The organism is Microbaculum marinisediminis (assembly GCF_025397915.1).
Classification (GTDB): Bacteria; Pseudomonadota; Alphaproteobacteria; order Rhizobiales; family Tepidamorphaceae; genus Microbaculum; species Microbaculum marinisediminis.
Window position 1 is genome coordinate 1 of the sequence record NZ_JALIDZ010000003.1, and the last position, 20651, is coordinate 20651.

A 20651-nucleotide genomic window follows, 5' to 3' on the forward strand; every position below is an offset into this window, starting at 1 on the left:
CGGTTCGCGTCGACGCGACCGTAGCCGATGCGGCCCAGCTTATGTTGGACCACCGTATCAGTGGGTTACCGGTGATCGACGAGCAAGGAAGTCTTGTCGGCATGATCACGGAGCGTGATCTTCTGCGGCGAGTTGAGGTCGAGACCAACCGCGAGCGACCTCATTGGCTCGAGCTCTTGCTCGGCGCGGGAGAGCTGGCGGAGGAATATGTCCGAACGCACACCAAGCGAATTGAAGACGTGATGACCCGGGACGTGGTGACTGTTTCGAGTGACACGCTTCTGAGCGAGGTCGTATCATTGATGGAGCGGCGCGACATCAAACGAATTCCGGTTGTTCGGGATGGCAAGGTAATCGGCATCGTCAGCCGCGCCAATATTCTGCGCGCCCTGGCCCGTCGCATCGACGATAAGCCCCCGACCGCCGGAGACGACCTCACGGTCCGGCGGAGTGTTTTGGAGGAGCTTGAAAAGCACGGTTGGATACCGGGTGGCGGCCTAGAGATCGTAGCACGGGATGGAGTTGTCGAACTGCGCGGGACGGTCGGTGACGAGCGCGTACGCCAAGCCATTCGTGTCGCCGCCGAGAGCCTACCAGGCGTCAAGCAAGTGGAGGACCGGCTGCACGTCGCAGGGACGCCACCGGGTTGGATCTGAAACGCTACCCGGTCGGCAGCCGAGGAGCGGAGGTTGCGGTGGCGGGGATTCTGACGATCACCATGAGTCCGACGATCGATATTTCGGCGTCGACACGGAATGTAGTCCCCATTCACAAACTGAGCTGCAGTGGGGTACGCCGTGATCCTGGCGGTGGTGGGATCAACGTGGCAAGGGTCGTACGGCGCTTCGGAATGGAATGCCGCGCCCTCTATCCCACGGGTGGCTATACTGGAGATTTTCTTCGCGCGCTCATGGACAAGGAAGGCGTTGAAAGCCTTCACGTGACGATTGCTGCCGACACTCGCGAGAGCTTCACATTGTTCGAGGAGTCAAGCGAGCAAGAGTATCGGTTCGTCCTGCCCGGCCCGGAGTTGCGAGAAGAGGAGTGGCAATGTTGTCTCGACCGGTTGGCAGCGCTTCCGCACCGTCCGGCCTACCTTGTGGCAAGTGGTAGCCTGCCACCTGGCGTGCCGGATGACTTTTATGCGCGGGTTGCTCGGATCGCGGAATTGCTCGGCGCGCGGTTAGTCGTTGACAGCTCGGGAGCGGCATTGAAGGCGGCGTTGGACGCGGGCATATATCTCGTCAAGCCCAACCTTCGTGAGTTGCGGGAGCTCACTGGAGAATCTCTCGAGCTGCAATCGGAATGGGAGGATGCGGCAACGGCGCTGATCAGTGCCGGCAAATCCGAAATCGTCGCGCTAACGTTGGGTGAGGACGGCGCATTTCTCGTCAGCCCGATGGGATGTCTGCGCGCGACAGGACTTCAAGTTGATATTCACAGCGCGGTCGGGGCCGGCGACAGCTTTCTCGCCGCAATGGTGTGGCAGTTGTCGCTTGGCCGAAGCCTCGAATGCGCGTTCCGATACGGCGTGGCTGCCGGGACAGCCGCCCTTGGTACACCGGGCACGGAGTTGTGTCGCATCCAGGACGTCGAGCGGCTGTACGGCGAAGTTCGCGTTGAGCCTGTGGCGTGTACGGGGCGGCGAAATAGTTTGTAAATCTGATTGATACCCATGGCCTTGCGCGACCATGTTCACGCGACTCGTGCATAAGGCGCGGCGAAAGCGCATGGCGGCGGAATGGATTTAATCCTGATCAATGACAATTTCGCCGTAATTGAGGTATTGTTTTAAAAGTAGCAATCGGCGTTAAAAGCGAAAAGGCCCGAAGACCGACGCTCGCGGCGGCGCATCTAGAGTCGGTGACTCCTCAAAGCTGTTAGCCAAGCTATTTCGTTCCTGACTGCATCATATGACTCTGGCGCCTGCCCTTGCCGTGCGGATATGCACAATGGGAGGCAAGTTATGCATGAATCTGCCGTGGCAACAGACTGCGGCTCGCGTGAGCGAGCTACCCCGTCAAACTCGTTGTCGAGCACGGCCTTTCGTCGTGTTGTGGCGTGTGTGGATACGTCAGAGCTGTCGCGCAAGGTGATCCCTCATGCCGTTGTACTAGCCAATGCGGTACGAGCTCCGCTTACCGTACTTCACGTCCTGGAAATCGAACCGACGGCCGGAATACCACCGGACCCCGTAGAGTGGGACGTCCGCCGCCACAGAGCCCACGACCACGCCGTGCGACTTGTTAGGTCGCACGGTGGCGACGTTCCAGAGATCGACGTCCGCATCATTGAGGGCCGCCCGGCCGAGCAGATCTGCCTATGGTCTCGCAGCCATGAGGTGGGCGTGACGGTAATAGGGACCCGCAGCGACTCGGGGACGCCGGCGTGGCAACTCGGCGACACGGCGCGCAAACTCTTGGACCAGGCTTCCGGGATGCTGCTTCTTGTACCCGCGACAGTCGCGGATGTGCCGATAGTGCATTATCGGCGGCTGTTGGTGCCGCTCGACGGGTCGTGCCAGGCGGAGAGCACACTTCCACTCGCGATGCGAATCGCAGAGGCCGAAGACGCAGAGTTGCTGCTCGTTCACGTGGTTCCCGTGCCGGAGCTGACAGAGGTCGGTCCGCTCGAGGCAGCAGATATCAGACTGCGGCAAGACGTAATCAGCCGAAATGAGCAGGTCGCCCGCCAGTATCTCAACCGCATTCGCGCCCTCGTCGCGGAACGCGGCATCGGGGCAAGAAATGTAATACTTTCCGACAACGATGTCCGCAGCCAACTCACCCGGCTCATTGTCGAGGAAGCAGTGGACCTTGTCGTCTTGTCGGCGCATGGTCGCAGCGGTCGCGCCGACGTCTCGTGCGGGAGCGTTGCTTCCTATTTGGTAACGCATGCACAGGCACCGCTGCTGCTCAAGCTTAACGGCACTCTAGCGTCGGCCCGACGTATGATTCCTGGAAGTGGCCGGAACGGGCGGTTTCTCAGCCGCGCCGCGCTGTGAACGACTGGGAAGAGGAAATCCCAATTGATCCATTGGCGGCCGCAGCGCATGAAATTGGCGCTCGCCATGCGATCTCGAAACTGAAGCCAGATCGCATTGCAGCGTTGTCGCGGATCGACCAGATGTCGGGATGGCTGACGCGCGCGCGCGCGGCCGCCGCCCACCCCCCGCCGGAGGCCACCAAGGCAGCCGAGTGGCTACTCGACAACGACTACCAGATTCAGCGCGCTATCGTGCAGATCGAGCATGATCTGCCGCCCCGGTTCTACGAGCGGCTCGCGCGTCTGGAGGGGGGCACGGACGACGGTCTGCCGCGTATCTATGCAACCGCTCACGAATTCCTCCGCGCCTCACATCTTCAGGTTTCGCTCAGTGCCGCAGTCCGATTTGTGCAGGCCTATCAGGAGAGCGCCTCGCTCACCATCGCGGAGCTGTGGGCGTTCCCGACGATGCTTCGACTGGCCTGCCTCGAATTCATGGCTTGTGGTTGTCAGCGACTCTTTCCGGGGCTTGATCCTCCCTTCGCACCAACACCCCATGCAGCGTCATGTCCGGAGTTCGAGGACACTGAGTGCGTCGCGCGCGCGCTTGCAAATCTTGGCGTAATCGCCGCCATTCCGTGGAAGGACTTTTTCGATCGGACCAGCCTCGTCGAAGCTGTCCTCGCGAGCGATCCGGCAGGAATCTATTCGCGTATGGCGTTCGAGACGCGTGATGCATACCGCAAGGCGGTGGAGGAGATTGCATCAGCGGCAAAGCGATCTGAGACGGAAGTCGCTGATTGTGTGATCGGCGGGGCGGGCACGGCCGGCGCCGCGCCGCCGCGCGACCATGTCGGATATTGGCTGGTCGGAGACGGTCGCAGAGACCTAGAGCGGCTGGTCGAGTTCCACGCATCATGGAAAGCAGCCTGTGTCCGGGAACTTGCGCGCCAAACCGGGCCGCTTTACGCTGCGGCCATCGCCACTGCTTCTCTCGCTGCGCTGCTCGTGCCGGCGATGTATCTGGCCGCGGCCGGGGCGGGTCCGGGCGCCTGGTTCATCGGCGTTGGTATTGTGCTGCTGCCGGCGTCCGTACTCGGCATCACGGCGGTGCATTGGATTGTTACTCTGCTCGTGCCACCCCGAGTCCTGCCCAAGCTCGACTTCCAGGCACGCATTCCGGCCGATTGCAACACGGCGGTAGTCGTTCCGGTGATCATCCGCGCCGCCACCGAGGTGCCGCGCCTGATCCAGCGCCTGGAGCGACATCGTTTGGCCAACCCGGACCCGTCTCTGCGCTTCATAATTTTGAGCGATCATGCCGACGCGCCTGCCGAGCACATGCCGGGAGACGACGAAATAGAGGGGGCGCTCCTGGATGGCATTCGTCAACTCAACAGCCGCTATGGAGGATCAACCAGGCAACCGTTTCATCTGCTGCATCGCCCGCGTCGCTACAACCCTTCCGAAGATTGCTGGATGGGATGGGAGCGCAAGCGGGGCAAGCTGGAGGAGTTCAACCTCCTCCTCCTCGGCGGTGACGGTCGCGGGTTCTCACTGCATGAGGGCGATCGGAACGCACTCAACCGAATCCGTTTCGTCGTTACGGTCGATGCCGACACTATCCTTTCTCCTGGGTCGGTCAACCGGCTCGTGGGAACAATGGCTCACCCATTGAACACGGCACAGTTCGACGAGCGTTCTGGCCGGGTAAGTGCCGGGTACACGGTTATCCAGCCGCGCGTGGAGATTTCTCCGGAGAGCGGCAACCGGTCACTGTTCGCCCGCCTCTATGCCGGCAACACGGCGATCGATATCTATTCGCGGGCTGTGTCAGATGTGTACCAGGACCTGTTCGGCTCGGGCATCTTTGTGGGCAAGGGCATCTACGAGGTCGGGCCGTTCCAGCGCAGCTTCGACGGGCGGATTCCCGAAAACGCCCTGGTCAGCCACGATCTCTTCGAGGGCATTAACGGCCGGGCGGCGCTCGCAAGCGATATCGTCCTCTATGAGGATTTTCCGACGAGCTATGTCGAATATGCTCGGCGCTGGCACCGATGGGTCCGCGGCGATTGGCAGCTGTTGCCTTGGCTCGGCATACGTGTGCCGGGCCCCGGCGGGGAGCGGCTCGGGAACCGGCATTCGATCCTCGACCGCTGGAAGATCGTGGACAATCTGAGGCGCAGCCTCGTACCGCCCGCGCTTGTGACTTTGGCTGCTGCGGGATGGCTGGCGCTGCCCGGGAGTCCCTGGGTGTGGACGGCGTTCACTGTGGCCGCCCCTGGCGCTTATCTGTTCACTGACCTGGTGACGGGCCTCGCCCGTGGGCGCCGGCGGGGCGCAGCGCGCAGGATGCTCCACCAACTCCTCGATCACTCAGGACGCTGGCTGCTTGCCATCGTATTCCTGGCTCAGGATGCTGCTGTTGCCGTCGACGCCATCGCCAGGACGCTCTGGCGCCTCCTGGTCTCCCGACGGCATCTCCTCGAATGGGTATCGACGGCGCACACGGCGGCAGCCAACGATGGTCGCAATTCACTGACGGCGCGATGGTTCCAGATGTGGCAGGCTCCGACCTTGTCCGTGACCTTGGGGGGCGCTGTCGCCCTGGCGCACCCGTCGGCTCTGCTACCTGCGGCCTGCCTCCTCCTCCCTTGGTTCGTTTCGCCCGAGATCGCTGCCTGGTTCAGTAGGCCCCGTCTCCCACGCAAAGAGGAGCTCGGCGCGAGCGACCTCACATATCTGCGGCGGTTGGCAAGGCGTACTTGGCTCTATTTCGAGACCTTCGTGGGTCCGGGTGACAATTGGTTGCCACCCGACAATGTACAGGAAGAGCCGCACGCAGCGATCGCCCATCGCACGTCGCCAACCAATATTGGCATGATGTTCCTTTCCTCGCTTGCCGCTTGGGACCTTGGTTATGTGAGTTCGACGGATTTTGCTGCGCGCGTCCACAACGCACTTGATTCCCTCGATCGACTCGAGCGCCACCGTGGCCATTTCCTCAACTGGTACGATACGCAACGCCTCGAGCCGCTTGAGCCTCACTATGTCTCGACGGTCGACAGTGGCAATCTCGCGGTCTGCCTCCTGGCGATGAAGGAGGGTTGCCGAGAGGCATTGTCGGCTCCGGCCATGCGCCATGAGCAATGGGACGGTCTCGCCGACACACTCGACCTGCTAGTGGAGGCCGTTAAGCGGATTCCGGACACGGAAACTCATGAATTGCTGCAGGTGCGCGTCGCCGCGATCTCGGCCCATATCGACAGTGCTCGACGCGATGTTTCGGCGACATGGCCGATTTTGGCCGAGCTGCGCCAGCAGGCGTTCACCGACCTCGAGTCCATCGTCGGACGCGCCATCGCGCTGCCGGGACCACCTCCGGAGGGCACCCTGCGCGACATCCAGATTTGGCTCGAGCGGGCTCGCCATCATCTTGTCCGCATGCAGCAGGATCTCGAGTTGCTCGCACCCTGGTTACCGCTGCTTGAGGCGCCACCTCCCGACTGTAAACGACTTGCGCGTGAGATCGGCGAAAAGGTGAACACCTCAGCGCCGATGGGGAAGATCGTCCAGCGCTGTGCCACTGCCCGCGAACTGGTGGCGGCCGTCGCGGGATCGGGACCCGACACCGCGACTACGCAATGGCTGATCGAACTTGACGCCGCGCTTGAGCAAGGCGCTCGCTCCCAAGCCGAACTGGCGGATGAACTGCTCAACAGCGCGAGACGGCTGGAGACGCTTGCTTTCGCCATGGACTTCAGGATGCTGTTTGATGACGAAACTCGCCTATTCCACATCGGCTACAACGTCAGCTCCGATCGTATCGATACCTCTCACTATGATCTACTGGCCAGCGAGGCTCGCCTGGCGAGCTTCTTTGCGATTGCAAAGGGCGACGTCCCGTTCGAGCACTGGTTTTTCCTAGGGCGACCAATCACTCGCACGTCGGATGGTCTTACGCTCGTCTCGTGGAACGGGTCGATGTTTGAGTACCTCATGCCGGCCCTTTTGCTGCGGAGTGAGCCGGACACGCTGATAGCCGAGAGTGAACGGACCGCCGTCGATGCCCAGCGCCGTTTCGCAGAGGAACGCGGGGTCCCTTGGGGAACATCGGAATCGGCATTTGCCTCGCGGGATTCCAGCCATCACTACCGCTATCGGGGTTTCGGTGTGCCGGAGCTTGGCCTGCGTCGGGGCCTGTCGCTCGATATCGTAGTGGCACCCTACGCCACCGCCCTGGCGCTTACCGCTCATACCAAAGCGGCCGTCGACAATCTTCGCGAGCTGGATCGCCTGGGACTTACCGGCAGCTACGGCCTGTTCGAGGCGGCCGATTTCACGCCGGAGCGTATCCCGGCGGGAACACGCTTCTCCCCCGTGCGGGCGTACATGGCCCACCATCAAGGCATGATGCTTTCCGCCCTGGATAATGTGCTCCGCGGTGACATCCTCGTGCACCGGTTCCACCGGGACCCGCGCGTGCGTGCCGTCGAACTGCTGCTCCAGGAGCGCGTGCCCCGGGAATTGCCGCCCGAGATCCGGGCACTTGAAGAGCGCGACGCGCCGCTTATGCGCCGTTCGGCTATTCCCGCGCCGCATGCCTGGATACCTGCTCCCGACGCGACCTTTCCGCAGATTCATACCCTCGGCAACGGTCGACTGGCGAGCTGGATATCGGAGGCCGGTGGTGGTGGCCTGAGCTGGCACGGGCACGCGCTGACGCGTTTCCTGCCCGACCCGACACGCGACGCTTGCGGCCTGTGGGTCTATGTCCGCGACGAGACCGATGGCGCGATCTGGTCGATCGGCCGCCAGCCTACGGGGATCACAGCGGATGAATACCATGTTGTCTTCCATCCGCATATGGCGGAGCTGCAACGCCGTGATCATGGTATCGGTCAGAGGATGGAGGTAGGTGTCGTCCCTGGCGACGACCTGGAGATTCGTCGGATCAGCGTCGTCAATGAGAGTGATCGCCGGCGCTCCCTGCGCATTACAAGCTTCGGCGAAGTGGTTCTGGCACCGCCGCTCGAAGACGAGCGCCATCCCGCATTCAGCAAGCTCTTCGTGGGCAGCGAATACCTGTCCGAGTTGGACGGACTACTCTTCACGCGACGCTCACGTAACCCGGGCGAGGCACCGCCTGTGTTGTTGCATCGAGTGGTTGCCGATGACGCCGGCGTCGAGGTCACCGGCTTTGAAACCGACCGGCGCCGTTTTCTCGGCCGCAAGGGCAGCGCGCACGAGCCGCGCGCCGTGCGGGAGGGGCTTTCCGGAACGACGGGCTGGACGCTCGATTCCGTCATGGCGATCGAGGTGCGGATTGTACTGGAGCCGCAGGATCGACGACAGTTCGCTTTCCTAACGATTGTCGCCGGCTCGCGGGAATCGGTACTCGCTATTGCCGAGCGCTACGCAACGCTCGCCTCGCTCGACTGGGCGCTCGCCGACGCCGCCTCTGACGTTGCCCGCGAAGCGCAAGAACTCCGCATCGAGCCAGCACGCCTGCCTGAGCTGCAATCGCTCGCCTCGCTCCTGCTCTACCGGCACCCGGCATTGCGTGGCCGGCCGGATGCAGTTGCCGAGAATAGGCTCGGCCAGCCGCGCCTGTGGGGACTCGGCATATCCGGCGACCTTCCAGTCCTTGCCCTTCGTGTCGCCGATCCAAAGGAGACGGACCTTCTACGTGCTCTCATCGCCGGCCACGAGTTGTGGCGGAGGCGGGGCATCCACGTCGACCTCGTGATATTGCGCGGCGGCGCTTCCGGCTATGTCGAGCCGTTACGGGAAAGCCTGCTGTCGCTCCTGCAGGAGGCAGGCAGTCAGGAACTACTGGGGCATAGAGGCGGAATCCACCTCGTCTTGGGCGACCAGATCGGGGATGAGGACCGATGTCTGATCGAGGCGACTGCTTGCGTCATCCTCGACACGTCGCAGGGCACGATCGAACACCAGCTGACCTCTGCTTCGGTGCCGCACTCGCTGCCACCGCGCTTCGAACCGACCCGGAGGGTCCCGCTTGTCGAGGATTCACCCAAGCTGCCGCGTCGTCTCGACCTGGCCTTCGACAACGGATTCGGCGGCTTTACCGCAGACGGCAGGGAGTATGTAATCCATCTCGAGCCGGGAGAGACGACGCCGGCGCCGTGGTCCAACGTGCTCGCGAACGAACGGTTCGGTACGATCATCACCGAATCCGGCGGTGGATTCACATGGGCTCTCAATAGCGGCGAGAATCGGCTGACGCCGTGGACCAACGATCCTGTAGCTGATCCACCGGTAGAGGCACTCTATCTCAGGGATGAGGAGACGGCCGAGATCTGGACACCTACACCTGGTCCAGCCGGGGACGGGGCGGCCTGTGAAATCCGACATGGCGCCGGCTATACCGTCTGGCAGCACGTGAGCCACCGGCTCGAGCAGAAACTCCTTGTCTTCGTGCCGCCGGACGATCCGGTGAAGATTGCACGCCTCACGCTACACAATCTGGAATCCCGCCCACGGCGGATTACCGCCACGTACTATGCCGAATGGTTGCTGGGAGCGCTCACGAGCGCCCGGCCGTTCGTAGTCTGCGAATATGATGCAGCACGTCATGCCCTGCTGGCTCGCAATCCCTGGAATCCCGACTTCGCCGAGCGCGTTGCGTTTCTGACATCGAACCATCCACCTCACAGCCTCACAACGGACCGGCAGGATTTCCTCGGTCGCGAAGGAGCCATGGGCGCACCGGAAGGTCTCATGCGCTGGGACCTCGGCGGTCGCGTCGAAGCAGGTGCGGACGCCTGCGCCGCCTTCCAGGTGCATATAGACATCGATGCGGGCGCCACGTCGGACATCGTATTCGTGCTCGGCCAGGGGGACAATCGGTCACATACCGATGAACTTGTGCGTCGCTGGCAGGATCTGGGTCATGTCGACCGCGCCTTCGACGCGTGTAACCATTTCTGGGACGAGCGGCTTGGCGCAGTCCACGTGGAAACGCCTGATTCCGCCTTCAATCTGATGGTGAACCGCTGGTTCCTCTATCAAACCCTGGCATCGCGCCTGTTTGCGCGCGCCGGATTCTACCAGGCTGGAGGGGCCATAGGCTTCCGCGACCAGTTGCAAGACGTCCTTGCCATACTCCACGCCGACCCGAAGAGGGCGCGGGCCCATATTCTCACAGTCGCTGCGCGGCAGTTCGAAGAAGGCGATGTTCTGCACTGGTGGCACCCGCCCTACAACCGAGGGGTTCGAACGCGCTGCTCCGACGACCTCTTGTGGTTGCCCTATGTGACGGGGTGTTATGTGGAGGCGACCGGCGATGAGTCGATCCTGCATGAAACGGTCCCGTTCTTGCGGGCGCCACCCCTCGCACCTGATGAGGAGGATCGTTATGCGCGCTTCGACACGATTTCCGAGCCGCGTCCGCTCTTCGAGCACTGCGAGCGTGCGCTCGAGCGCGGCCTCACCCCGGGATCGCACGGCCTTCCGCTGATCGGCGCAGGTGACTGGAATGACGGGATGAACCGGGTCGGCGCCGCGGGCCGGGGCGAAAGCGTCTGGCTGGCTTGGTTTGCCATTGCCACCATCAGGCAGTTTACCGCCCTGGCTCAGAGGATGAAACGCAATGACCTCGCAGAGCACTGGCTGACCCGGATCAGTGAGCTCCAAAAGGCGGTCGCGAAATCCGCGTGGGACGGGAAGTGGTACTTGAGAGCCTTCGACGATGACGGACACCCATTGGGTTCGGCCGATTCCGATGAATGCCGAATTGACTCAGTTGCTCAATCCTGGGCGGTGCTGTCGGCCGATCGTGTTTCTGAACGGGCTCGCACTGCCGTGGATAGCGCCGATCACGAATTGCTGCGCAAGGACGAAAGGCTTATCCGGCTGCTCTGGCCACCCTTCGATGCGACCCCGCACGATCCGGGATACATCAAGGCCTATCCCCCGGGTATCCGCGAAAACGGTGGTCAATATTCGCACGCCGCCGCCTGGCTAGGACACGCCTTCGCTCGCCTCGGTGATGGCGAGCGGGCAATGCAGGTTTTCAATATCCTCAATCCGATCCGTCATGCAATCACCCGCTCCGACGTGGAGCGTTATCGCGTGGAGCCCTACGCTTTGGCCGCCGATGTGAGCAGTGTTGCTCCCAACATCGGATGCGGGGGCTGGACTTGGTACACCGGAGCAGCAGGCTGGACTTGGCGGCTCGCCGTTGAGGCGACACTGGGCCTGCGGCTCCAGGAGGGCCGGCTTATGATCGATCCGTGCCTGCCGAAGGGCTGGGACTTTTTCAAGGTCGAGGTCAAAGGTCCCGCCGGCAATCTGGCTGTCCGGTTCGAGGATCCCGATCAGATTGGCAGGGGGCTCGTTGAAATATTTGTTGACGGAGAGGTACATCCGAACGGACCAGTGGCGTTTCCGACGGATGGCTCGACTCGTCAGGTCACGGCACGCCTTTGCCGGAAGCCTGCTCAGACTGCGACGTCGTGACGGCGGGAACTCTAAACATGAACGCGTCGTTCGGTGCCGAGCGTAAGAAATCGCGTGGGGGCTGTACGCGTCAGCGCCACGTTAAGCGGATTGAGTGCTTTCATTCATGTCAACGCCGGAGCAAAAATGCGCCGGTTGGCCGGAGTAAAAATGTGCCAGATGACGTCATGCGAAGGGGCCCAATCGGGCCCCTTCGCATGACGGCGCGCCGCTGCGTTGTGGATCAGCCTGCTTCGGGATCCCGTTTTGGCTCGGCAGCCTTGCGGGATTGCGCGAGACGATAACTTTCGCCGTTCATTTCGAGGATGTGGACGTGGTGGGTGAGCCGGTCGAGGAGCGCGCCAGTGAGCCGCTCGGAGCCGAAGACGCTGGTCCAGTGAGCTACTCCCCGATCGTTGGACAGATTTCGGCGTAAATTAAGCTACTCTCTGCCCCTGCTGGTCGGCTTCGATCTTGGTGGAGTAGACCACGGCGGGCGGCTGTCCGCCATGGGCGGCATGAGGCCGCTGGTGATTGTAGAAGGCGATCCACCGACCGACGCCAGCCTTGGCCTGCGTCCCGGTCTCCCGAGCGTGCAGATAGACGCACGCGTACTTCAAGGATCGCCACAGGCGCTCGATGAAGATGTTGTCGATGCAGCGCCCCTTGCCGTCCATCGAGATCCGGGTGCCGAGCCGTCTCAGCCAGTCGATCCAAGCGAAAACTGCGCAAAATGTGTAAAAACTGTGCAATACTAATCCGGAACAAAATCAAGGGGTTAAGCTTGCGCTTAACCCCTTGATTTTGTTGGTTACAGGGTAGGAACTTGAACCTACGACCTTCAGGTTATTAGCCTGACGGTCGCGCCGGAATGATACTGCACTTCCTTCGCATTGTTCTGCTGGACTTCCTGCGCACCGGAAGCATGCATAGGGACAACGGCGGGACCCTACGGCGCCGTCGGGAAGCCGCCCGGATCAAGTTCCGGGCTTTGGGTGGTGGAAGCGCTGGTTCGGGATCAGCGCGCTCGACAGGAGCCACCCAATGTCCACGAAGACGAAACCCAAACCCCTCTCCGACATGCAACTCGTCATCCTGACTAACGCCGCCGGTCGCAACGACGGCAGCGTCTTGCCCGTGCCCGCCTCTCTGAAGACAAAAGGCGCCGCGCTGAGCCGGGTGCTCGGGACCCTGCTGAAGTCTGGGCTGATCTCGGAGCGGCGCGCCAAACGGGACGACGAGGTCTGGCGAACGGACGACACCACCCGACTGACGCTCGCGATCACGCAAGCAGGCCTCTCGGCAATCGGCCTGGAAGAGCGCGAGACCGACGACACATCTTCCGATACGGCCGTTCTTGCGAATGGCGAGACCAGCTCGGTGAAGAAGCGGATGCGGTCCAGCAAACCGGCTGTCTCCGACCATCACCGCGGCAAGTCCAAGGAGCCTGGCAAATCCAGCGAACGTGACCGGTCGCGCCGGGAACAGGATTGTTCCTCGAGCAAATCACAACGGTCGACCAATGCCGCGCAATCGGAACGGCCTGCGAACAAGACCGCGACGATCACGGCCCTCCTGCAATCGTCGGATGGAGCAACCGTCAGTGACCTGATGGAAGCCACGGGATGGCAGGCCCACTCTGTCCGCGGCTTCCTGTCCGGTACGCTCAAGAAGAAGCTTGGCTACACTGTCACCAGCGAACGCCAGGACGGTGTACGGCGCTACCGGATCCCGGCCTAGGGCGCGGTGTCCCGATGGGACCAGACAGACGAAACAACGCAGGCATCGAGATCGGCGACCTCGCCGCTCTCGACCTGCAGTCCCTTCGCGAGCACTGGCGCACCTTGTACGAGTGTGAACCGCCTGTCCGGATGAGCCGGGAGCTCTTGATCCAGTCCATCGCGTACAGGCTACAGGAACAGAGGTACGGCGGCCTGTCCCGCCAGATGAGACTGAAGCTGGCCGAAGCTGGGAAGCTCGGGACAGGCGGCAAGAACCGTGACAAGTCGAAGGCTTCCGTTCGCCGGAAGATCAAACCGGGCACACGCTTCCTGCGCGAGTGGAAGGGCAGGACCCATGAGGTCACCGCCACAGCCGACGGCCGCTTTGTCTACAGGGGCACATCCTACCGATCGCTGAGCGCGATCGCCCGGGAGATCACCGGCACACGCTGGTCGGGGCCGGCATTCTTTGGACTCTTCGCGAAAACCAAAGCCGATGGCCAGACGCGGCAAAGATAGCGATCGCCGTTTCGGCGACGATCCAATGGCGCGGCGCAGGCTTCGCTGCGCCGTCTACACCCGCAAGTCCAGTGATGAAGGTCTGGAGCAGAGCTTCAACTCTCTGCATGCCCAGCGCGATGCCTGCGAAGCCTATGTCGCAAGCCAGAAGCACGAAGGCTGGATGCTGCTGCCTCAGGCCTATGACGATGGAGCCTACTCGGGCGGCTCAATGAACCGACCTGCCCTACAGCGGCTCCTGGACGACATCCGCTCGGGGTTGATCGACATCGTCGTGGTCTACAAGGTCGATCGCCTGACCCGATCGCTCGCCGACTTCGCCAAGCTGACCGAGCTGTTCGATGCAAATGGCGCGAGCTTCGTGTCGGTCACCCAAGCCTTCAACACTTCGACCTCTATGGGCCGGCTCACCCTCAATGTGCTGCTGTCCTTCGCCCAGTTCGAGCGGGAGGTCGCCGGCGAGCGCATCCGCGACAAGATCGCGTTGTCGAAGCGGCGTGGCATGTGGATGGGCGGTCTGCCGCCGCTCGGCTATGACGGCATCGACAAGAAACTGGTCGTCAACGAACCCGAAGCCGACACAGTCCGGCAAATCTTCCACCGCTATCTGAAGCTTGGCTCCATCGCAGCCCTCAAGCAGCATCTCGATGCATCCGGCGTCGTCTCCAAGCGACGGCGCTTCAGCGACGGCCGGGAGGTCGGCGGTGTCTCGCTCAGCCGCGGTGCGCTCTACCAGATCCTGCGCAACCGTCTCTATCGTGGTGAGATCGCCTATCGGGGCGAAGTCCATCAGGGCAACCACGAAGCCATCGTCGACGAAGACCTGTGGTCGCAGGTGCAGGACTTGCTGATCGCCCAAAGCCAGCGCAAGCGCAGTGCGCCACAACATCCCGATGACAACGGCGCCGGCCAACGATACCGGGAGCCGGCCCTTCTTGCCGGGCTCGTATTCGATGAACAGGGCAATCGGCTGACGCCGACCTACGCAACAAAGCGCGGGCGCCGGTATCGCTATTACGTCTCGGCGCCGCTCACGCGCGGTGAACGCAACGCCGATGGCATTCGGGTTCCAGCGCCCGACCTGGAAGCCCTCGTCGCAGAGACGCTCGAGCGGTACCTGTCTGATGGCTCCTGGGTCTGTGAGCACTTCGGCGCCGGTCTGGATGCCACGCAATTGGAGAGGTTGGTCGCTGCAGCTGGAAACCTCGCGAACCGGATCGCTTCACCGGCATCTGAAACCGAAGGGGATGTCGCCAGCCGTTCAGACGAAGGCCTTCGATCTCTGATCGCGCGAGTGATGGTTGGCAAGCAACGGCTGGCCCTCGAAGTCGATGAGAAGTGTGTTGTTGAAGCCCTGGAGGAGATCGATCGCGGGCTAGTTCAGGTCGACGTTCGAGAGGAGGCAATCCCAATCGAGGTCGAAGCGCATACCCTTCGCTGCGGCAAGCAGACCCGTCTCGTCGTTGGCGATGTCGAGACAGAGCATCGCTCACCGGATCCCAAGCTGGTCAAACTAGTTGCCGATGCGCATCGCTGGTTCGACGATCTCCGAACCGGCCGGCGGGCGACCATCGCGGAGATCGCTGCAAACGCAAATCAGCAGGTCTCGCATGTGAGCCGGACCATAGGGCTGGCGTTCCTCGCGCCGGATATCGCCAAGATGATCCTGATGGGCAGCCAGCCCATAAGCCTCACGCCGGAGCGACTCAAGGCCAATCGCCCGCTTCCCCTCGAGTGGAACGAACAGCGCGTCATTCTTCTCCCCTAATCTCCGTCTCGTCGGCAGCGCTGACCGATGCGAATCGCGCCGGCTAGGATGCATCCTATCGTCCTTTCTTCACTTTTTCGGACGGTTTGTTCGCATTCCGTCCGCACAGCTACCAATCAGGCATGGACTACAATCCGCAGCATGTCGCGGAAACAGTCCAACGGAGAACGAGGCGGACATTCGAGCTGAAATGGCGTCAAACAGCGCGGAGAGAGAGGCGCGACAGGGGTCTCTTGGTTGGTAAAGCGCTGAAACGTCGAGACAATTCAGCGTCTTCCAAAAGTGGCCCGCAGTCAGCCCGACTGAGTGGCGTCCCCGGCAGGATTCGAACCTGCGACCCTCAGATTAGGAATCTGATGCTCTATCCTGCTGAGCTACGGGGACCCCGGCGGCTGCGGTAACTGTCGGTCAGCCGGACATCGGTTCATACCATGGTCAACCGACTCGTGCAGCCTCATATAGTGCGAATGGACACGGAAACGGAGACCGCCCCGTGCGGACACTTGCCGTCATCGCGCTGGCGGGGCTGATGTGGCCCTTCGCGGCGGGGGCGCAGACGTGTCCGCCGCGGCCGCAGGAGACCGTTCGGGCCGCCGAGGCGATCGACGGGGACACGCTCAGGCTCGAGGACGGGCGGATCGTTCGGCTGGTCTCGGTGCTCGCGCCGAAGGCGGAGCCTGGCGCGCGAGCCGATGCGGCACGCCGGCTTGCCGACACCGCGCGCAGCGCGCTTGCCGAGGCGGTTGTCGGGCGCGACCTGGGCCTGGCCATCACCGGCCAAAAACAGGATCGCCACGGCCGATTTCTGGCACACGCCTTCGTGGACAGCGATCCGGACCGCTGGCTGCAGCGCGACATAGTCGCCAAAGGACTTGCGTGGGCCTATGCGCTGGAGGACAATTATCGCTGTGTCGGGTCGCTGCTGGACGCGGAGGCAGGTGCGCGGGCTGCGCGCGTGGGCCTTTGGGCGACGGACCTTGGCGCAATAGCGGATGGCGGCCGGCCGCGGCAGCTATCGGGGAGAACCGGCCGGTTCGCGATCGTAGAAGGACGCGTGCTATCGGTTGGCGAACGGCCGAGGAGAACCTATCTCAATTTCGGCACGAATTGGAGCGAGGATTTCACCGTCTACGTGGATCGTGGGGACTGCGCGCGCTTTGACACCGCAGACATCGCCCTCAAGGGGCTCGCGGGGCGCCGCGTGCGCGTGCGCGGCTGGATCCTCGACGACAGGGGCCCCGCCATTCATATGACGAATCCGGAGCAGCTCGAGATTGTCGACGCGCGCTAAATCGCTGACCTGGCCGAGAACGGCGTGGCGCAAGGCCCCGGCGGCGGGGATGCTGCTGGCCGCGCTGGCGCTCGCCGGCTGCGCCAATGGCGGCCTGAGCCTGGGTGACGGAGGAAGCCTCTCGGCCGCCGCCATCCAGCCGGTCCAGAGCAATGCCGGCTTCGACGAGAAGGAAGTGGCACTGGGCAAGCGCGAGCATCCCAAGATCGTCACCGCCTTCGGTGGTACCTATGCCGACCCGCAGCTGCAGCGCTATCTCAATGCGACCGTGGAGAAGCTGAGCCGGGCCTCCGACCGGCCCGACCTGGGCTACACGGTGACGGTGCTCAATTCGCCGTCGATCAACGCCTTCTCGCTGCCCGGCGGCTATGTCTACGTCACCCGCGGGCTGCTGGCGCTGGCCAACGATTCCTCGGAGGTCGCCAACGTCCTCGCCCACGAGATGGCGCATGTGATCGCGCGGCACGCGATCCAGCGCGAGGAACAGGCCAATTCGGTCGCGGTGATGAGCCAGGTCGTCAACGACGTGATCCGCGACCCGGAAGCGGGCCAGGCGGCGCTGGCGCTGACCAAGGGGCGGCTCGCCCAGTTCTCGCGCCAGCAGGAGCTCGACGCCGACGTGATCGGCATCCGCATGGCGGCGAAGGCGGGCTACGACCCGGAAGGGGCGGTGGCCTTCCTGCGGGCGCTCGAACGCCAGACGGACCTGCATTCCAAGGTGTTGAACCAGGTCTACGACGCCGGCCGCGTCGACCTGTTCGCGAGCCACCCGGCGACCCCGCAGCGCATCCTGTCGGCCGAGCGCGAGGCCACCCAGGTCGGCCGCAACGCCGACATGGAGCGCGACCAGGCGAGCTATTTCCAGGTCATCGACGGCATGGCCTATGGCGACGATCCGCGCGAGGGCTTCGTCTCGGGCCGGACCTTCATCCATCCCGCCCTCGGCATCACCTTTACGCTGCCGGAGGGCTACGGGCTGGAGAACACGCCGCGCGCCGTGGTCGGGTTCTCCGAGAATGGCGACATCATCCGCTTCGACGCGGTCGCCGTGCCGAGCACGGTGTCGCTGTCGGACTACCTTGCCGCCGACGCGGTGCGCGGGGGCCGGGTGACGGATATCAAGCCGATGACGGTCAACGGGTTGCCGGCGGCAACCGCGACCGTCGGCGGGGAGGGGTGGACCTTCAAGGTCGCCGCCATCCGAGGCGACGGCAACCGCGTCTACCGGTTCATCCTGGCCTCGCGCGATCTCGACTACGCGCGCGAACAGGAGTTGCTGGCCGCGGCCCGCAGCTTCCGGGTTATCCCGCAGGAGGAGGCGCGGTCGATCCGGCCGCAGCGGCTCGACATCGTTGCCGTCAGGCCCGGCGACAGCATCGAGAGCGTCGCCTCGCGCATGGCCTTCGACGACCACCAGATCGAACGTTTCCGTGTGCTGAACGGGCTGTCTCCCGCCGACCGGCTGCGCGCCGGTCAGGAGGTCAAGATCGTCGTCCGCTGAGCCGACGGGCGCTGATCCGACGGGCGGTGATCCGACGGGCACTGACCCGGCGAACCGGGACGCGCAGGCTAATCGGGAAACTCAGGTGAAGGCGCTCGCGTCGGGCTCTGCGGCCAGCAGCGCCGCACGCAGCTTCTCAAGCGCCCGGCTCTCGATCTGGCGTACCCGCTCCTTGGAGATGCCCAGCGCCTCACCCAGCGCCTCCAGCGTCGCGCCGTCCTCCGACAGCCGCCGCTCCTTGACGATCCTGAGCTCACGGTCGTTGAGCACCTCCAGCGCGGCATAGAGCCGCTTGGTGCGCTTTTCCTGATCGATCGCCTCGCCGACGGTCTCGTCGGGCAGCGGATCCTCGCTGACCAGGAAGTCCTGCCGCTCGGCGCTGCCCTCGCTTTCCAGCACGGGGGCGTTCAGGCTCGCGTCGAACCCGGACAGGCGCGCGTCCATGCGCGCGACGTCATCCTCGGAAACCCGGAGCGCCTTGGCGATATGGGCGTGCATCTCATGCTCGGCCATCGGCGAAGGGCCGCGTCCGAGCTTGGCGCGCAGGCGCCGCAGGTTGAAGAACAGCGCCTTCTGGGTGGAGCTGGTGCCGCCGCGAACGATCGACCAGTTGCGCAGGATGTGGTCCTGGATCGAGGCGCGGATCCACCAGGTGGCGTAGGTGGAAAAGCGCACCTCGCGTTCCGGCTCGAAGCGGGCGGCTGCCTCCAGGAGCCCGACATGGCCTTCCTGGATCAGGTCGGACATCGGCAAGCCGAAATGCTTGAACCGGGCGGCGATGGCGATCACCAGCCGCATATGCGCATGGGTGAGGCGGTGCAGGGCGTCGACATCGCCGTCCTGCTTCCACTTCACTGCCAGACCATGCTCCTCGTCCCTTTCGAGATAGGGAGCGTTCATGGCCGCCCTGACGAACCGGCGGCGATGGCTCATGGCGTTCTTCATGGCATCCATACCGAGGCGTCTATTCCGCCCTTCCTGCATCGATCCTCACAGGGAAACGATCGACTTGGCTGCACGGTTCACCAATCAAAGCAGAAAAGCCGCCCGGCTTGAAGCCGGGCGGCCTGCAGATCGGCTATGCGCCAGGTAAAAGGCGCGTGATCTCAGGCGGCTTCGTCGCGCTCGTCTTCCTCGGCGGCGGCACCGCGGCGCGGGCCCTTGGCCAGCATCGCCTCGATCTCGCGGATCGCCTCGGTCTCGGTGATCTTCTTCACCGCCGCGACCTCGCGGGCCATGCGGTCGAGCGCGGCTTCGTAGAGCTGGCGTTCGGAATACGACTGCTCGGGCTGCGACTCCGCGCGGTGCAGGTCGCGCACCACTTCGCCAATGGCGATGATGTCGCCGGAATTGATCTTGGCTTCGTATTCCTGGGCGCGGCGGCTCCACATGGTCCGCTTCACGCGGGCGCGGCCCTTGAGCACGGTCAGCGCCTTGCCGACAAGGGCGTCCTCGGACAGCTTGCGCATGCCGACGGCGGCGGCCTTGGCGGTGGGAACCCGCAGCGTCATCTTGTCCTTTTCGAAATTGATCACGAACAGCTCAAGCTTGGCGCCCGCCACTTCCTGTTCCTCGATGGCGGTAATCTGCCCAACACCATGCGCCGGATAGACGATGTACTCGCTCGTCCGGAAACCCTGACGCTGAACCGATTTCTTGCTGTTACGAGTGGTCATACTCTTTCTCGAACTCCTGCCTGTCGCCGCATAGCGACCAAATGTCCCACCTCGTGCCCGGCCTGCTCGCCCGAAAGGAGCAGGCGCGAAGTGCGGACGCCAAACGCGCCGTCGAAATCCCGCACAAAAAGCCCATCCGGACGCCTGAGAGGGCCTCCGGCAGAACAGCCAACCTAGCTCTCACAAAATATGCCCGATTTACGGGCAGTATGGGCGAGGGATTTCATCAGCTATTTGAAATATATAACACAATACTGGACAAATTCCAAGTGCTGCGCCGCATCATCGCCGAGCACAGCACCGTCTCGCCGATCCAAAAGCGCGCGTTCAACCCGGGTTTCCGGGCGGTTCAGTCGCCTTCGCCGGGCTCGGGCGAAAACTGCGTCTCCAACTTGTTGGCCACGCCGTCCCATTCCTTGGAGTCCGCCGGCGGTTCGCGCTTGATGGTGATATTCGGCCACTTCTCGGCGTACTCGGCGTTGAGCTCGACCCATTTCTCCAGGCCCGGCTCCGTATCGGCCTTGATCGCCTCGGCGGGGCATTCCGGCTCGCAGACGCCGCAATCGATGCATTCGTCGGGATGGATGACCAGCATGTTCTCGCCTTCGTAGAAGCAGTCCACCGGACAGACTTCGACGCAATCCATGTATTTGCACCGAATGCAGTTGTCGATGACGACATAGGTCATGTGAAGCTCCACGAAGAATGCGCGGGAAGAATACGCCGG

General features: G+C 63.2%; 13 protein-coding genes, 2 tRNA genes and 1 pseudogene. 9 read left to right on the forward strand and 7 right to left on the reverse strand.

Annotation, left to right across the window (positions count from 1 at the left end; translation table 11 throughout):
* From MUB46_RS06170 to MUB46_RS06185, 4 genes are all read left to right on the forward strand, one after another.
* On the forward strand, positions 1–656 hold a 656-nt coding region (locus tag MUB46_RS06170), incomplete at its 5' end, for a CBS domain-containing protein (RefSeq protein ID WP_261615018.1).
* On the forward strand, positions 647–1660 hold the full coding sequence (locus MUB46_RS06175) for a 1-phosphofructokinase family hexose kinase (RefSeq protein WP_261615019.1): 1014 nt from the start codon (positions 647–649) through the stop codon (positions 1658–1660). The genes MUB46_RS06170 and MUB46_RS06175, both read left to right, overlap by 10 nt.
* Before the next feature lie 306 nt (positions 1661–1966).
* A complete protein-coding gene (locus MUB46_RS06180; protein WP_261615020.1) occupies positions 1967–3004 on the forward strand; it encodes a universal stress protein in 1038 nt (345 codons plus the stop codon).
* Positions 3001–11469, forward strand: coding sequence for a glycoside hydrolase family 94 protein (locus tag MUB46_RS06185; protein WP_261615021.1), 8469 nt, complete (start codon positions 3001–3003; stop codon positions 11467–11469). Before MUB46_RS06180 ends, MUB46_RS06185 begins: the two co-directional genes overlap by 4 nt.
* Before the next feature lie 223 nt (positions 11470–11692).
* On the opposite strand, the gene MUB46_RS06190 is transcribed toward MUB46_RS06185, so the two are convergent.
* From MUB46_RS06190 to MUB46_RS06200, 3 genes and pseudogenes are all read right to left on the reverse strand, one after another.
* Positions 11693–11872: an ATP-binding protein gene (locus tag MUB46_RS06190; protein WP_425256229.1), complete on the reverse strand. Its 180-nt coding sequence runs from the start codon at positions 11870–11872 to the stop codon at positions 11693–11695.
* Between the two features lie 13 nt (positions 11873–11885).
* Positions 11886–12152, reverse strand: a pseudogene (locus MUB46_RS06195) (integrase core domain-containing protein); the annotation flags it as partial.
* Between the two features lie 104 nt (positions 12153–12256).
* A tRNA-Ile gene (locus tag MUB46_RS06200) sits at positions 12257–12363 on the reverse strand.
* A gap of 129 nt (positions 12364–12492) precedes the next feature.
* On the opposite strand from MUB46_RS06200, the gene MUB46_RS06205 reads away from it, so the two are divergent.
* Genes MUB46_RS06205 through MUB46_RS06215 form a run of 3 tightly spaced genes read left to right on the forward strand, consistent with a single transcriptional unit; the run spans position 12493 to position 15456 of the window.
* Positions 12493–13188 carry a DUF3489 domain-containing protein gene (locus MUB46_RS06205; protein WP_261615022.1) on the forward strand — a complete coding sequence of 232 codons (696 nt, stop codon included), beginning with the start codon at positions 12493–12495 and terminating at the stop codon, positions 13186–13188.
* A 14-nt stretch (positions 13189–13202) separates the two neighbouring features.
* A complete protein-coding gene (locus MUB46_RS06210; RefSeq protein ID WP_261615023.1) occupies positions 13203–13688 on the forward strand; it encodes a DUF2924 domain-containing protein in 486 nt (161 codons plus the stop codon).
* Entirely contained in the window at positions 13666–15456 is a 1791-nt protein-coding gene (locus MUB46_RS06215) for a recombinase family protein (RefSeq protein WP_261615024.1), read from the forward strand. Before MUB46_RS06210 ends, MUB46_RS06215 begins: the two co-directional genes overlap by 23 nt.
* Before the next feature lie 307 nt (positions 15457–15763).
* On the opposite strand, the gene MUB46_RS06220 is transcribed toward MUB46_RS06215, so the two are convergent.
* Positions 15764–15840 (reverse strand) — tRNA-Arg (locus tag MUB46_RS06220).
* Positions 15841–15949: 109 nt separating this feature from the next.
* Between MUB46_RS06220 and MUB46_RS06225 the strand changes: the two genes are divergently transcribed.
* Positions 15950–16747: a thermonuclease family protein gene (locus MUB46_RS06225; RefSeq protein WP_261615025.1), complete on the forward strand. Its 798-nt coding sequence runs from the start codon at positions 15950–15952 to the stop codon at positions 16745–16747.
* Positions 16731–18248, forward strand: coding sequence for a M48 family metalloprotease (locus MUB46_RS06230; RefSeq protein WP_261615026.1), 1518 nt, complete (start codon positions 16731–16733; stop codon positions 18246–18248). The genes MUB46_RS06225 and MUB46_RS06230 overlap by 17 nt, the downstream gene beginning before the upstream one ends.
* Positions 18249–18329: 81 nt before the next feature.
* Here the strand turns inward: MUB46_RS06230 and MUB46_RS06235 are convergent, their stop codons facing one another.
* From MUB46_RS06235 to fdxA, 3 genes are all read right to left on the reverse strand, one after another.
* Entirely contained in the window at positions 18330–19193 is an 864-nt protein-coding gene (locus MUB46_RS06235; protein WP_425256230.1) for an RNA polymerase factor sigma-32, read from the reverse strand.
* 161 nt (positions 19194–19354) lie between these two features.
* Positions 19355–19924 carry a CarD family transcriptional regulator gene (locus tag MUB46_RS06240; RefSeq protein ID WP_261615028.1) on the reverse strand — a complete coding sequence of 190 codons (570 nt, stop codon included), beginning with the start codon at positions 19922–19924 and terminating at the stop codon, positions 19355–19357.
* Between the two features lie 349 nt (positions 19925–20273).
* Complete coding sequence (fdxA, locus tag MUB46_RS06245; protein WP_261615029.1) at positions 20274–20612, reverse strand: ferredoxin FdxA; 339 nt, start codon at positions 20610–20612, stop codon at positions 20274–20276.
* Between the last annotated feature and the right edge of the window lie 39 nt (positions 20613–20651).